Below are 14527 nucleotides of genomic sequence, written 5' to 3' on the forward strand. Positions count from 1 at the left end.
ATTATGATTGATAAAAGTCTAAATATGTTTTAATATCATATGGTTTAGCTTGTTCAATAGATCTAAACACTTCCTCTAGTTTTGGAAAGTTTATATTTAGAAAGTAACTTGCTAACTCTTTTTCTGAATTTATATATATTCGCTTTCGGCTGGATAAACTTGGTTCTTTGATGAGACAAATCAAAGCGATAATATCAGCCATATAGATATCTCTAGTCAGGACTTTGAAAACGGGATTTTGAGAATATGGAGTCCAACGGGCGATCATCTCATCGAAGTAACGAAGATACAATACATTCAATACCTTTTCTTCACCGGCCTGTATGTATTTGACAGTGGAACGGTTAAAGAAGTCCTCGGGAGAATTTGATTTTTCTTTTTCAAGCGCATACCCATTGCACGCTACAATGCGCACCTGCAACCCCTCCAAACATCCATTTTTTTCTATATTATCACAAAATCATGAGGATTTGTTATTCGATTGTTTTTTGGAAGTTCTCGAAAAACAGATCAGCTTCTCCGTTTTCGAAGCTTTCTTCCGTATTATCGGCAAGTGGCGGCAACTCGTTTATGGATTTTAGTCCGAAGTAATCTAAAAACTCTTTCGTTGTGCCGTATAAATAAGCGCGACCAGACCCTTCAGCTCTACCGACCTCTTTAATTAAAACTTTCGTAACAAGCGTATGAATCGGACGGTCTGTTTTCACTCCGCGTATCTCATCTATTTCCGCTCTCGTAATCGGCTGTTTATAGGCGATTATGGCCAACGTTTCCAAAGCTGCCTGTGTCAACCCTTGTGAACTGGATGTTTCCACAAGTTTCTTTAAATAATCGGAGTGTTCTTTCTTAGTTGCCAGCTGGAACACACCGGCTATTTCAATAATTTGAATCCCCCGTGTATCCGTGAGATAGTCTTCCTTTAAACTTTCAATGATGTCCGTTGCTTGATATTCTGTGATTTCAAGGACTGAGGCAATTTGCTTGATGGAAAGACCTTCATCTCCGGATGCAAACAAAAGGGCCTCGAGTATCCCTTTCCAATTAATAACTTCCAACTGGTTCTACACCTTCCTTAGCTACAATCATGATTTCCGAAAAATTATCTTCTTGTTCAACTTTAATTTCATTTAATTTCATCAGTTCCAATACCGCTAAAAATGTAATCACTATATGCTCCTTGACTGGCTCTGGAAACAAATCAAAAAAGCTCTTCTTACCTTTAAACGTTTGGAGGTCTGCCATGATTTCTTCCATGCGTTTTTCAATGGAAATCTCTTGTTTCGTCACTTTTGTATAAAGGGGCTTTTGAATCTTTTGCCGGCGAAGCAACTTTTGCAAGGCACCCAACATATCGTAAAGGCTAACATTTAACTCCTGCAATTCACTTTCCGTTTCTTTTACATATTCAGACAGATCACTTGGCGGTTTAGTGAATATCAAGTTCCGTTCTTCTTCCAGTTCTTTGAATTCTTCTGCTGCAGATTTATACTTTTTATATTCTAATAGTTTCTCTACAAGTTCGTCACGAGGATCTTCTTCGAATAATTCCCCATCTTCATCCATCAATAGCTCATCTTCATGCTTAGGCAGCAACATTTTACTTTTGATGGCGAGTAAAGTAGCGGCCATGACTAAATATTCGCTCGCAATATCTAATTCAAGATGCTGCATCGTATGGATATAGCCTAAATATTGCTCTGTGATATCAGCCATAGGGATATCATAAATATCTATTTCTAGACGGTTTATCAAATGAAGGAGTAAATCCATCGGTCCTTCGAATGCATCAATTTTAATATTATAACCCATCAAAATACCCCATTTAAATCTAATTGGCCTTTAATTGGCCTATTTCTTCATTAATCAAGTATAGAGGATTACCGGCCCTTTATCCATTACAAATAAAGCTCTGCTTGATTTAAAGTTTTTTCATGCGGATTTTTTAAATTGGGTCGTTGCCCAATCATATTTATAAAATGAACATAGTCTAAGAATGTAAGATAAGCAGAATAAAGGAGGTACTTATATGGGTGGCAATGCAGGAGGTTTTGGTGGCGGATTTGCGTTTATCGTAGTATTATTCATTTTATTAGTTATCGTCGGTGCTTCTTGGTTATAATTGAAAACTGACGACACAAGCTGATTGCATAGCAATCAGCTTTCCTTATTTTTCTGGACATTTTTTTATGGTACTATGGTATTTATACTTAAAAAGCGGTAATCGTCTAAAAAAGCTTTCTTAACCTAAGGGAAAATAAGGCACAAGGAGGGGTTATTATTGCATTTACCTGAAGACTATCTCTCTTTCCTCATCCATTTTCACGGAACTCGAGATTACTTTGAGTGTCACGAAATACTTGAAGAGTATTGGAAAGAAACAGCTCCTAAAGAACGTGATTCACATTGGGTCGGCCTGATTCAAATCGCCGTTGCCCTATACCATGATCGCAGGGGCAATAATGCAGGGGCTACAAGAACTCTTGCAAAGGCCATATCCAACCTTCATTTAAAAAAAGCCGAGCTGCGACAATTGGGTCTTGATCCCGAAGCCCTGCTCGATTTGCTTCAACAGACACATGAACGAATGTTGCTTAAAAAACCCTATAGAAGCATTAACCTTCCCATTAATGACCCGGAACTACTTGCACATTGCCAAACCTTATGCAAACAGAAAGGATACACGTGGTGCATGGACAGTGATTGTACGAATGTAGGGTTGGTCGATAAACATTTAACACGCGATCGTTCTGAGGTTATCTTGGAAAGGGCCAAACAACTTTCCTTAAGGAAATCAAAAATAGAGGACCGCTCATGAGAGCATCCTCTATTTTTGATTAGATAAGTTTTCAACACTTTTCAATAAAACTTTCCGTATGCTCGTTTGCCTTTAATTCTTTGTCAGGGTATTGTTCCTTCACTGACCTAACCATTTCTTTGCCTATCCCTTGCTTACGGAAAGAAGGATTTACAGATATATGTTGAATCTCGATGAAATTGGAACTTGTCTCTATTCCAATCAAGCCGACGATTTCTTCATCTTTCCATAAGAACAACTGCAAATTTTCATCTGTTTCATAATTCTTCATGGTATTCCGAAGCACTTTTATCTCTTTTTCATTTGGCATGAAAGATAATAACCCCATGGCAAACTTTTCATAACTTTTCTTATACTTAATCAACATAATATCCCTCGTTACTAAATAACGTTTTTTATTATTTACCTGTTTATCTAGTTTATACACTTTGATGATTACTCTCACTTATGACATTTACATCATACATAAAAACTTTATTCGTTTCAACATCACTTTCAGCACTTGAATTATAGATTCCCTAGTGCTACGCGATAAATGTCCAGTAGATAATTCCCCATATCAAAGCCACAACAAGCATCATAAGTAAAAGTGTTTTATTACTCCTTCTCATCCCATACTCCCTTTATTTTTATGAATAACTATTTAAATATCGAATTCATTCTACTATAACTTAGCACATTTTGACAAATCCCCTTGCAATCTCGCTCTGTTTTTACTACATTGATAAAGGATATAATGGTTTTATGGCCTGTATCTTCATTACGAATGATGGAAGATCGTTCAGCTACTTTAATAGGGACTAATTTTTGGTGAAAAAAATTAATAAAAACTGTATCTTTTTTTCGCTTCGATTCGTCCAATCTAATGTAACCCTATCAGTAGGTTATAATCTATTAAGAACAGAGGAAAAGTTAAGGAGGAAAATCATGAAAAGTCCAAAAAAATGGGTCATTGTGACCATTTTATTATGTCTGTTATTGCCTTATAAGGCCTTTGCGGATGCCGCAGTTGGCGATATGATCGTTACACTAGGAGAAAATTTGTCTAAAGAACAAAAAAGCATGCTCCTTTCAGAAATGAAAGCACCTGACGATGTGGAGGTCCTGACAGTCACCAATGCGGAAGAACATGAATATTTGGGAGATTATATAGCTAGCAGATTAATAGGTACAAAAGCTATATCCTCTTCTGCCATTACGCTTGAGGAAAAAGGCACAGGCCTAAAATTGGAATCCAAGAACATTAATTGGGTAACTGATGAAATGTATATCAATGCCCTTGCGACTGCTGGGGTTAAAGATGCTACCGTTTATGTCACAGCACCTATTCCAGTTTCCGGTACAGCTGCCTTAACAGGTGTCATTAAAGCCTATGAATTATCTTCTGATAAAGCAATCTCCGAAGATGTAAAACAGGCTGCCAATGAAGAAATGGTCACCACTGCTGAATTGGGAGATGAAATCGGTACGGAAGAGGCTTCTGCACTCGTAACGAAAATCAAAGAGAAAATGGCAGACAACCCTCCTGCCACTACAGAGGATGTTCGTAAGATCGTAGAATCCGCTGCAAATGATCTTGGCCTAGTCTTAAATGAAGGGCAAATTCAAAGCCTGATCGATCTATTCAATAAATTAAAAGAATTGAATATTGATTGGAACGCCGTTGGTGACCAATTGACAGAAGCTAAAGATAAATTGTCCAACTTCCTTGAATCTGAAGAAGGACAATCATTTCTAGATAAATTAAAGGATGTCTTCAATAGTCTAATAGATGCTATCAAATCTTTTTTTAGCTGATTCACAATAAAATGGCGGTACCTAGAAGTACCACCGGTAAATAAATAGCAAAAGGCAGAAACGTTCATCACGTTTCTGCCTTTTACTATTTTAAAAAAGGAGTTACATCCTCTTTTTGATTATTCTTTATTCAAACCAACCGCTTCGTGAAAAGCTAAATCATGACGGATAAGATCATCGAAGGTTTCACGCCTGATGACTAAACGCGCTTCCCCGTTTTCAACGAAAACCACCGCCGGTCTCGGAATCCGGTTATAATTGTTAGACATGGAATACCCATAAGCCCCTGTACAGAAAACAGCTAAAATATCTCCTCGTCCAGCTTTTGGCAAGGGTAAATCCCAAATCAGCATATCGCCGCTTTCACAACATTTCCCGGCAATAGCAACCGTCTCCTCCACTGGATCAAGTGGGCGATTGGCTAGTACCGCATCGTACTTCGCTTCGTATAAGGCTGGACGAATATTATCGCTCATGCCCCCATCGACAGCTAGGTATTTGCGGACGTCCGGCACTTCCTTTTCTGAACCCACTTTATATAAGGTGATACCTGCATCTCCGACCAAGGAGCGACCAGGTTCAATCCAAATCTCCGGCATTTCTAAATCAGACTGGGCAATCTGTATTTGCACTTCCCTCACGATTTCTTCTACATATTGAGATGCTGGAAGCGGATCGTCTTCTTCTGTATAACGGATTCCGAAGCCTCCGCCTAAATTTAGCACCTTTGGCTGAAAACCAATTGCTTTATGCCACTCTCTTAGCTTGCCAATGATTTTTTGGGCGGCCAAAAGAAAGCCAGTGGTTTGAAAGATTTGGGAACCTATATGGCAGTGCAACCCGAGCACTTCAAGCCACTTGCTTTTTAACGCCTGTTTAAGGGCGCCTTCCGCCTGACCATTAATTAGATCGAAACCAAATTTCGAATCTTCCTGCCCTGTTAAAATATAATCATGTGTATGCGCTTCAATGCCAGGTGTCACACGTAAAAGAATTCTGACCTTTTCTTCTCGGTTTGAACAGATTTCTTCAAGTAGTGTCAATTCAGAAAAGTTGTCCACCACAATACACCCTATTTGGTAATCTAGTGCCATATGTAACTCTTCGACACTTTTATTATTCCCATGGAAATGGATACGTTCGGTTGGGAAATTAGCCTTGATGGCTGTATATAATTCCCCCGCTGAGACCACGTCGAGTGACAAGCCCTCCTGTTCGGCCAATTGAATCATGGCAATGGATGAAAATGCTTTACTTGCGTACGCCACCTGAGCCGGTATTCCCAATTCTTCAAATGTCCGCTTAAATCCTCTTGCCCGTTCGCGTATTAACTCTACATCATAGACATATAACGGCGTACCATATTTTTCTGTTAACTTAACAGTATCCACTCCGCCAATTTGTAGATGTCCACGGTCATTTACATGACTAGTCCCAAACAAATGCATAATAGTCTCACCTTCCTGATCCAAACTTACGGTTAAATGAAGTGAGGGATCGTAAGAGGTTCCTCGAAAAGGATTATATCCCTTTAAATCTCCTCATCCAAATTCCTCGTTTACTATTCTTATTTACCTGTTTCTACACGTTCCCATTAAATATAATTGCGTAGTTCGAAATCAGATTGGTTTAACTCCAAAGAGCCCAAACTCTTTGTGAAGCCACTTTACTGCTTTATTCGAATAAAATTAAATTAACACAACTTTTCGACAACATCAACCTTAAGATTTCCTAGGCTGCCTGTATTTGTCCTGTGGATGGACGATACTCGGCCGTTCTCTGGAACCTGGAAAAGGTCTTCTTAATATAATATGTGACAAGGCTCTTGGTTGAAACGGGATTAACGGCCATAAATAGGGTGTATTCAATGCTTTTATGCTCGTTAATAAAATGATATATAGCGTTATTCCTATGATTAACCCAGGCAGCTTGAACAAGGCAACCAAAACGATCAAAGCTAATCGAGACAGTTTATTGGCAACCCCTAATTCCAAACTTGGGGTGACAAATGTCCCAATGGTCGCAACCGATGCATAAAGAACGACTTCCGGCACAAATAACCCTACATCAATAGCAATCTGTCCGATCAAGACCGCAGCAATTAATCCCATTGCAGTTGAAAGTGGGGTCGGGGTATGGATGGCGGCCATCCGTAAAAATTCGATCCCGATATCCGAAATGAAAATTTGGACAACAATCGGAATATGCGTTTTTTCATTTGGCCCGATAAATTCCAGTTTATCCGGAAGGAAGTCAGGCTCTAAACAAAACAACAACCACAATGGAAGCAAAAATAACGAAGCGGCTATCCCGAGAAATCTGGTCCACCGTACCATTGTTCCAACAGCGGGGGATTGTCTGTACTCTTCTGCATGCTGCATATGATGGAAGAGGGGAGCAGGGGTGATGATGACACTAGGTGAGGTATCCACATAGACTAGTACATGGCCTTCCAGTAAGTGTGTTGCGGCTACATCAGCACGCTCTGTATATCGGACAAGAGGATATGGATTATATCCTTGCTTAACGATAAATTCTTCTACCGTTTTATCCGCCATCGTTAGCCCATCTATTTTTATATCTTCCAATTTCGTACGAACGGTTTCAATTAAACCCGGGTCCGCTATATCTTTAATATACCCTATCGCAATATCCGTTTTAGAGCGTTCGCCGACCTTCATGATTTCGAAACGTAATCTCTCATCCCTGATTCTCCGTCTAGTGATGGCTGTATTTACAATGATATTTTCTACAAATCCATCCCTAGAACCACGGACAACTTTTTCTGTATCGGGTTCTTCAGGCTGTCGTCCAGGGTAACTCCTGACATCGACAACCAACCCTATATCGTATCCATCCATCACAATGACGATTAAACCGGAAAGGACTTGGTCAACCAACTCATCCATCGTACGTATTTCTTCCACAGATTGGTGAACGAGTAAATTTTTCATGAAATCAAATACTTTTGTCGTTTTTATTTCAGTATTTTGAGAATGGACCATCGAGTTAAGAAGTTCAATGATGAATTCCGTATCCGTAAGTCCATTCACATAATAAAGGTGAACTTCTTTTCTTAAAACTTTTATTTTCCTTACGCCTAAATCAAAACTGACACCCAGACCGACCCTCTTTTCCATGAAAGTATCGACTTCCACCACGTTAGTCGGAATGGGCTTCATATTTTGTTTATCCTCTGATGCCATCAAGACCGCTCCTTTCCAATATAATTTGCACAGCAAGTTTTGTGATTGGTGCTCCTTTTTTAAAGTCGTCCTGGTGTGACATTTTTCCAATGTCTCCAATGCCTACAACGATCGGAGCTTTTAACTCATCAATGCAATACACCGTATCCCCGGTTATCTTCCCTATCTCAAATTCCTGGGCTCCGAATTTGTCCACCCCATTTTCCGTCAACTGCCCATCCCTATCGATACAGACATCCACCTTAGTCCACTCTTCCCTTCTACTTTTCGAAGCAACGGCTATGATGCCCAGGACATGGATGTCAGGATGGCTTGCAACCACCTTCATCGCCGTTTCACCGAATCCCTCACCCATGAAGCCACTATCATCGAACATGACCAACACGGGGTCATTCTTCGCTTTCTTTATAAGGTCTACCAACTCCAAACCTGTATAACGGGACGGATTCCCTTGTGACATTGAAATGCAGCGCCCTCCGATTTCTCTTGCAACTAGCTCAACAGCACGATTTGCATATACATCTCCATCTGTTATCAATATCACTTTTCGTTTGGTCACCATCAGGAGCCTTCCTTTCATCAGGTATGCGTATGGTCGTTCTTATAAATCGACAAAATAAATCCATTGAAATAAGGATCCAACTATTTTACCTAACACTAGTGCCATTAACAGATAAATGATTTTATCTTGTATGCCTACTCGTTTGGACAAGATCGGGAAAACATTCAACACCTCAGTCAGTGCAGCTGCAAGCATTCCATTAAAAATACCGTCCGCAAGTCCGATTGGAATTAATAAGAAAGAAGGAAGAGCAAAGGTCGTCCCCTGTAGGCCAAACCATGTTCCTCCGACCACTCCTGAAATTATGGCCACTTCATAATACCGAACCATTTTTAACGTTTTTGTCAGCTGTGTCAGCCTTGGTATGACACCAAGTACAGTCAGAAAAGCTACAAAACCAGCACCTGTAGCGACACCGCCGGCTAGCCCAACAAAAATCCCGAAAATGATATTACCTGTCATCGAGATGACGCACGCTCTCATTATTCTCATTCATAATGACGTACCGATCTAAATCCTGCTGGTAATTGAACATTTCAACCTCGAGTGGGCTAGGTTCTTCATTAAAGCGTTTTTTAAAGAAGTGATTAAAAAACAAAATCATTCCAATCCCAATACCGAAACTATAGGGTATTTGGATCAACAAAGGCTTTTCATCAACCCTTCCTGTTATTAGCGTAAAGAGTTTTTGATGAACTTCTCCCATACTTACATCCACATGGAAATTCATGATGGTAATACCCCCTCCAATGAACATAAGCAACCAGATAACGGCGAAAGTAACGAAAGACATTTTCTTTTTGGGATAAATGACTTCGATGATTGTCTGGGAGGGCCCAAATGTCTCCACTTCGATATGTGGATCGATTGCCTGTATGGCCATGATGAGTTGGGCCAAATCGATGATAATGATATTCTTATCTTCACTATTCACCGTTAATAAAAGGGCCCTTTCAATACTAGAAACCAATTCTTCAGGACCAATAATTTTTGCAATATCTTTTATTCTTACCTTTTGGTTTACATTTACATGCACCCGGTTCCTCATTCTGGTGTAAATGACTGCCATCACTTTTCACATCCCGACCTTTTATTTCCTTATAATAGTAGTATGGATTGGAAACAGAGTGAAAATGCAGAAAGAAAATGATGTCCAAATATTACTAATTCAAAGAAATGAAATAAAAAAAAGACATGCCGGATATCAGCATGTCTTTTTGTAAAATATTTATAAATTAATGAGTTGGGAAGAAGATCATTTGAATCAAGAAAACCACGCCAAAAATATAAATGAGCGGGTGAACGGATTTACCTTTTCCACTGAAGAATTTCATCAAAGGATAGGTAATGAACCCCATTGCAATCCCTGTCGATATGCTTGAAGTAAGCGGCATCGTTAATATGATTGCAAATGCCGGAAAAGCTTCATCAAATGTTTTCCAATCCACTTTCGCAAGACCTTCCATCATCAAGCAACCTACAATTATCAATACAGGTGCCGTGATGGCAGAAACGGAGGAAATGGCCGCTATTAATGGAGAAAAGAAAATGGAAAGAGCGAATAAGATGGCAACGACCGTGGCAGTTAAGCCCGTACGTCCTCCAGCTGCTACTCCAGTACTCGATTCAACATAAGCGGTTGATGGGCTTGTTCCAAACAACGAGCCAACCGTCGTGGCAATAGCGTCTCCCAAGAAGGCCTTTTTAGCACGAGGGATCTTTCCATCCTTCGTTAATCCCGCTTGTTCCGTCACTCCAATTAATGTACCTGTCGTGTCAAATATCGTTACAAGTAAAAAGGCAAATACGACTGTATATAAAGAATTGCTAAATACTCCAGCAATATCAATATCGAAAAAGACCGGTGAAGGTGGTGTTGATAGAATTCCATCAAATTTCAGCATCCCCATAAAGTAACCAATGATTGCTGTAACAATCATGCCAATGAAGATAGCTCCTTTAACATTCCGAGACATCAAGATTAGAGTGAATAATAAACCTATAAGGGCCAAAACGGTGCCTGGTTGGTGTAAATCCCCGAGTGAAACCATGGTTCCTTCATTCGGTACGACAATCCCCGCATTTTTCAAACCCATAAATGCGATGAATAGACCAATACCAGATGTGATTCCAAATTTCAACGAATTTGGGATGGCATCAATAATCATTTTGCGCAAGCTCGTAACACTTACCAGAATAAATAATAGACCTGCTATGAAAACTGTACCAAAAACTGTTTGATAAGAAAGACCGTGTGCACCTACCACACTGGCAAAATAAGCATTCAGCCCCATACCTGGTGCAACGGCAATCGGATACTTCGCTAATAATCCCATAATTAAGGTACCTAGGACTGCAGAAATGACGGTCGCCATAAAGACCTGTTCAAATGGTATTCCTATTGAAGATAATAAAGCAGGATTGACAATAATAATATAAACCATGGTGAAGAATGTCGTAACACCTGCCATAATTTCAGTGCGAACATTCGTCCCATTTGCTTTTAAGGAAAAAAACTTTTCTAAAAACATATTTTTCTGACCTCCATATATTAAGGAAACACCATTCAATCGCTTGCACAAAGGTGACCTTGCATTAATACTTCATCTTTCAAATTTCGACGAGATAAAAACCTTATGAAAATAGTTTTAAATCCGAATGAAACCAGCGACCTTTACTATAATATTCGTTTTTAACTTCAAATTCAACTAAAAAATTCGTTTTTTCTTCTTTTTTCACAAATATATATTTCCTTTTCAACATTCCTACCAAATGTTGTGTGGCACACTTCCCCTTCACTTCCTTACTATTTCCAAAATCCCACTTTTTCTCCCAGCAAATGAAAGACCACATGAATCAACGATTCATGTGGTCTTTCATTTGCTGAAGGATTTTTTTCTCCAACCGTGATACTTGAACTTGTGATATTCCTAGCCTAACGGCGACCTCCGACTGAGTCTGGTCTTTATAATATCTCAAAAAAACAATTAACCTTTCCCGTTCATTCAATTCTTGGATGGCTTCTTTTAAAGCGATTTGGTCGAACCACGATGAATCATTATGGTCGGCAATCTGGTCGAGAAGAGTAATTGGGTCTCCATCATTTTCATAAACCGTTTCATGAATGGAAGAAGGGCTACGGCTAGCTTCTTGGGCCATGATAATTTCTTCAGGTGATAATTCAAGATGTTCTGCCAATTCATTGACAGTCGGAACACGACCGTGCGTTTTTGAAAGTTCTTCTCTGGCCCGACGGATTTTATTCGCCATTTCCTTTAAAGAACGGCTTACTTTCACAGTACCATCATCACGGATAAACCGTTGAATTTCACCAATGATCATGGGGACAGCATACGTCGAGAATTTCACTTCAAACGTTAAGTCAAATTTATCAACTGATTTTAATAACCCGATGCAGCCAATCTGATACAAATCATCCGGTTCATAGCCACGATTGAGGAACCTTTGGACAACGGACCATACAAGCCTTAGATTGCTGTTGACAATTAAGTTCCTTGCATCCTGGTCCCCACTCTGACTGAGTTTAATCAACCTACGCAATTCCTCATCTTTTAAATGGGTCTGGCCTTTCTTGCTCTTCTCGTATTTAACCTCCACATCCATATGCAAGTCTCCCTTAATTGCACAAAGCTCTGCTTGTAGTTAAGTGCTTTTTTAATCGAATGATCGTTCCTTCGCCCTTATGCGAAATGATATGGATCTCATCCATGAAGTTCTCCATGATCGTAAATCCCATGCCGGATCGTTCAAGTTCGGGTTTCGTCGTGAATAGTGGCTGCTTAGCCTCTTCAACATCCTCAATGCCCAATCCTTCATCACGAATTGTCACTTCGACCGTATCTCCTTCGATGACTACAGAAATGTAGACCCACCCTTCCGGATCGTTTTCATATCCATGAATGATTGAATTCGTGACCGCTTCAGAAACGACCGTCTTAATCTCTGTCAATTCATCCATCGTGGGATCTAATTGAGCAATGAATGCCGCAACCGTCACCCTTGCGAATGATTCATTTTGGCTAAGTGCTGAAAATTTCGTTTCCATTTTATTTTTCATGTTAGGCAACCCCCAGTCTTTGCAAAGCGTTTTGTTCGGATAGTTCTAGTTTAACAATTTTAAACAAACCTGACATCTCAAATAACCGCTTTACTGCTGGAGAAATTGCACAGACAACCATCTCACCATTTTTCTGATGTACCTGTTTATACCGACCGATAATTACGCCCAATCCAGAACTGTCCATGAAATGCAGTTCATCCAAGTTAAGGATGATATGTTGGATATCATGCTTTTGAATGGCCGCCTCTGCCTGTTTTCTTAACTTTTCTGCTGTATGATGATCTAAATCACCTTTGAGACGAATGCATAATATTCTACTCTTCGCCTCCATATCAATCGTAAGACTCACTATATACAGCCTCCTTCACTGTCTTATAATGAGTCAAATTCTCTGTTTAATCTTCAGATTCCTTCTTCCTGGCAAAACTAGTGGCCATTCGCCTAAACTAGTATATTTACACTCCTTTCCGACAAGTTAATCATTTCGTTTGTGTAAACATGCCGAATGCCCGTTTATACAGTTGCCACCAACTGGCTTTTTCAACAGTTTCCTTTGAAACAATCGGTGATTCGACATATACTTTTCCGTCTTTAATCAATTGGAGCGTTCCTATTTGATCTCCTTTTTGAATGGGAGCCTTTAGGTTTTTATCGAGAATAACCTTTTTCGTAAAGTCTTTTGCCGCACCGCTCTTGGCCGTCAAAACAGATATTGGTTCACTTGTTACCCCTACTGCCATCTTTTTGCTGCCCTTGCTTACTTTCGATTCGCCCAAGACCTCTCCTCGTTTGTAAATCGGATAGGTAATAAATTGTGAAAAGGCATAATCAAGCATTTTCGTTACCTGGGCATTTCTTTCCTTCGGAGAAGCCGCACCGAACACCACAGCGATAACACGCATATTCCCTTTTTTCGCCGTAGCTGTCAGACAATACTTGGCTTCATTCGTAAACCCTGTTTTTAATCCATCGACTCCCGGGTAAAATTTCACTAGTCGATTCGTGTTCACAAGCCAGAATTTTTTATCTGTATTTTCACGGAGGTAGTCCTCGTATGTACCCGTGAATCTTGTAATCATGTCGTATTTCAACAATTCTTTTGCCATGATGGACATATCATGTGCCGAGCTGTAATGGTCCTTAACTGGTAAGCCTGTTGCATTTTGAAATTTCGTATTCTTTAATCCCAGGTCTTTTGCTTTCTTATTCATCCGTTTGACGAATTCTTCTTCGGATCCAGCAAGATGCTCTGCCATAGCGACCGATGCATCATTTGCAGAACCGATCGAGATACCTTTAAGCATTTGTTCAGTTGTCATTTCTTCTCCTAATTCAAGAAAGATTTGAGAACCTCCCATCGATGCAGCGTACTCACTCGTTCTGATTTTATCCTTCATGTTGAGTTCACCTTTATCGATGGCTTCCATGATTAAGAGCATCGTCATGATCTTCGTCATACTAGCAGGCGAAAGACGTTCATCTGCATTTTTATCATACAAAACTGTACCTGTATCCCGTTCAATTAAAATGGCTGATTTTGCATTTTCCGCTAAGTTGACACCTTTTTTTTCTGATGCTTGAGTATGCGGTATGCTAAAGCCAGTTGCTAGTAACACGATTAAAAATAGAGAAAGAATCCGCTTCATCTCCATAGCCTCCAATCTTTATATATTCCATTTTTTCCATATAAGCCATTTTTATACAAATAAGTTGGTGGAATTATTTTTAAAAAAGGGAGAGGACAGTTTTAATGAGGAATATACAAAAAAAGAGGACAATGTTGCCTGAATAAAATTATGCTGAACGTAAAAAAAAGGTCACTCTATTAAAAAGAGTGACCTCAGTTTGTCGACAAAAGGGGTCCGGAATGATTTCATTCCGGACCCCTTTTTGATATTTTCTTGAAATTTCGCTCAAAATTTAGAATATAGGTCTCTACGAGCCCACTTTGTTAGGCTATTTTCGGACCTTGCCATGTCCAATTGGCCATCTTCTTTAAATTCATGGCAGCGAAAGTAAGCATCGCCTGCATCGACAATTTTTTAAGTCCCCTTAAAGTAGTCCAA

Annotated in this window: 17 protein-coding genes; 3 read left to right on the top strand and 14 right to left on the bottom strand. The window is 39.6% G+C overall.

Going from position 1 to position 14527, the window contains the following annotated elements:
- Nucleotide 1 precedes the first annotated feature (1 nt).
- The 3 genes from ACQKIC_RS14935 to ACQKIC_RS14945 are packed head-to-tail and all read right to left on the bottom strand — an operon-like array spanning nucleotide 2 to nucleotide 1809.
- Complete coding sequence (locus ACQKIC_RS14935) at nucleotides 2–415, bottom strand: hypothetical protein (protein WP_427591726.1); 414 nt, start codon at nucleotides 413–415, stop codon at nucleotides 2–4.
- A gap of 58 nt (nucleotides 416–473) precedes the next feature.
- On the bottom strand, nucleotides 474–1055 hold the full coding sequence (scpB, locus tag ACQKIC_RS14940; RefSeq protein ID WP_402869259.1) for an SMC-Scp complex subunit ScpB: 582 nt from the start codon (nucleotides 1053–1055) through the stop codon (nucleotides 474–476).
- Nucleotides 1042–1809 (bottom strand): segregation/condensation protein A, encoded by a 768-nt coding sequence (locus tag ACQKIC_RS14945; protein WP_402869261.1) that lies wholly within the window; start codon nucleotides 1807–1809, stop codon nucleotides 1042–1044. The genes scpB and ACQKIC_RS14945 overlap by 14 nt, the downstream gene beginning before the upstream one ends.
- A gap of 217 nt (nucleotides 1810–2026) precedes the next feature.
- Between ACQKIC_RS14945 and ACQKIC_RS14950 the strand changes: the two genes are divergently transcribed.
- A complete protein-coding gene (locus ACQKIC_RS14950; protein ID WP_402869262.1) occupies nucleotides 2027–2119 on the top strand; it encodes a YjcZ family sporulation protein in 93 nt (30 codons plus the stop codon).
- Nucleotides 2120–2278: 159 nt separating this feature from the next.
- Nucleotides 2279–2815 (top strand): DUF309 domain-containing protein, encoded by a 537-nt coding sequence (locus ACQKIC_RS14955; RefSeq protein ID WP_427591725.1) that lies wholly within the window; start codon nucleotides 2279–2281, stop codon nucleotides 2813–2815.
- Nucleotides 2816–2846: 31 nt separating this feature from the next.
- Here the strand turns inward: ACQKIC_RS14955 and ACQKIC_RS14960 are convergent, their stop codons facing one another.
- Nucleotides 2847–3182, bottom strand: coding sequence for a GNAT family N-acetyltransferase (locus ACQKIC_RS14960; RefSeq protein ID WP_402869266.1), 336 nt, complete (start codon nucleotides 3180–3182; stop codon nucleotides 2847–2849).
- 560 nt (nucleotides 3183–3742) lie between these two features.
- Here ACQKIC_RS14960 and ACQKIC_RS14965 point away from each other — a divergent pair.
- Nucleotides 3743–4612 (top strand): DUF1002 domain-containing protein, encoded by an 870-nt coding sequence (locus ACQKIC_RS14965; protein ID WP_402869268.1) that lies wholly within the window; start codon nucleotides 3743–3745, stop codon nucleotides 4610–4612.
- A gap of 119 nt (nucleotides 4613–4731) precedes the next feature.
- Here the strand turns inward: ACQKIC_RS14965 and lysA are convergent, their stop codons facing one another.
- The 10 genes from lysA to ACQKIC_RS15015 all read right to left on the bottom strand — a co-directional run bounded on the left by lysA (nucleotide 4732) and on the right by ACQKIC_RS15015 (nucleotide 14107).
- Entirely contained in the window at nucleotides 4732–6060 is a 1329-nt protein-coding gene (gene lysA, locus ACQKIC_RS14970; protein ID WP_402869269.1) for a diaminopimelate decarboxylase, read from the bottom strand.
- 273 nt (nucleotides 6061–6333) lie between these two features.
- Complete coding sequence (locus ACQKIC_RS14975; RefSeq protein ID WP_402869271.1) at nucleotides 6334–7818, bottom strand: spore germination protein; 1485 nt, start codon at nucleotides 7816–7818, stop codon at nucleotides 6334–6336.
- Nucleotides 7802–8380: a stage V sporulation protein AE gene (locus tag ACQKIC_RS14980; protein ID WP_402869273.1), complete on the bottom strand. Its 579-nt coding sequence runs from the start codon at nucleotides 8378–8380 to the stop codon at nucleotides 7802–7804. The genes ACQKIC_RS14975 and ACQKIC_RS14980 overlap by 17 nt, the downstream gene beginning before the upstream one ends.
- Nucleotides 8381–8419: 39 nt before the next feature.
- Complete coding sequence (locus tag ACQKIC_RS14985) at nucleotides 8420–8842, bottom strand: stage V sporulation protein AB (protein ID WP_402869275.1); 423 nt, start codon at nucleotides 8840–8842, stop codon at nucleotides 8420–8422.
- Nucleotides 8832–9449: a stage V sporulation protein AA gene (locus ACQKIC_RS14990; RefSeq protein WP_402956636.1), complete on the bottom strand. Its 618-nt coding sequence runs from the start codon at nucleotides 9447–9449 to the stop codon at nucleotides 8832–8834. Before ACQKIC_RS14990 ends, ACQKIC_RS14985 begins: the two co-directional genes overlap by 11 nt.
- A 166-nt stretch (nucleotides 9450–9615) precedes the next feature.
- A complete protein-coding gene (locus ACQKIC_RS14995) occupies nucleotides 9616–10911 on the bottom strand; it encodes an NCS2 family permease (RefSeq protein ID WP_402869279.1) in 1296 nt (431 codons plus the stop codon).
- A 325-nt stretch (nucleotides 10912–11236) separates the two neighbouring features.
- Nucleotides 11237–12004, bottom strand: coding sequence for an RNA polymerase sporulation sigma factor SigF (gene sigF / locus ACQKIC_RS15000; protein WP_402869281.1), 768 nt, complete (start codon nucleotides 12002–12004; stop codon nucleotides 11237–11239).
- Between the two features lie 13 nt (nucleotides 12005–12017).
- Nucleotides 12018–12458 carry an anti-sigma F factor gene (gene spoIIAB, locus ACQKIC_RS15005; RefSeq protein WP_402869282.1) on the bottom strand — a complete coding sequence of 147 codons (441 nt, stop codon included), beginning with the start codon at nucleotides 12456–12458 and terminating at the stop codon, nucleotides 12018–12020.
- A gap of 1 nt (nucleotide 12459) precedes the next feature.
- A complete protein-coding gene (spoIIAA, locus tag ACQKIC_RS15010; protein ID WP_402869284.1) occupies nucleotides 12460–12810 on the bottom strand; it encodes an anti-sigma F factor antagonist in 351 nt (116 codons plus the stop codon).
- Nucleotides 12811–12940: 130 nt separating this feature from the next.
- The gene (locus ACQKIC_RS15015) at nucleotides 12941–14107 is read right to left on the bottom strand and encodes a D-alanyl-D-alanine carboxypeptidase family protein (protein WP_402956634.1); all 1167 of its coding nucleotides are present in this window, start codon (nucleotides 14105–14107) and stop codon (nucleotides 12941–12943) included.
- Nucleotides 14108–14527: the final 420 nt, after the last annotated feature.

The sequence above is a fragment of the Peribacillus sp. NPDC046944 genome (genome assembly GCF_050272735.1).
GTDB lineage: Bacteria > Bacillota > Bacilli > Bacillales > DSM-1321 > Peribacillus.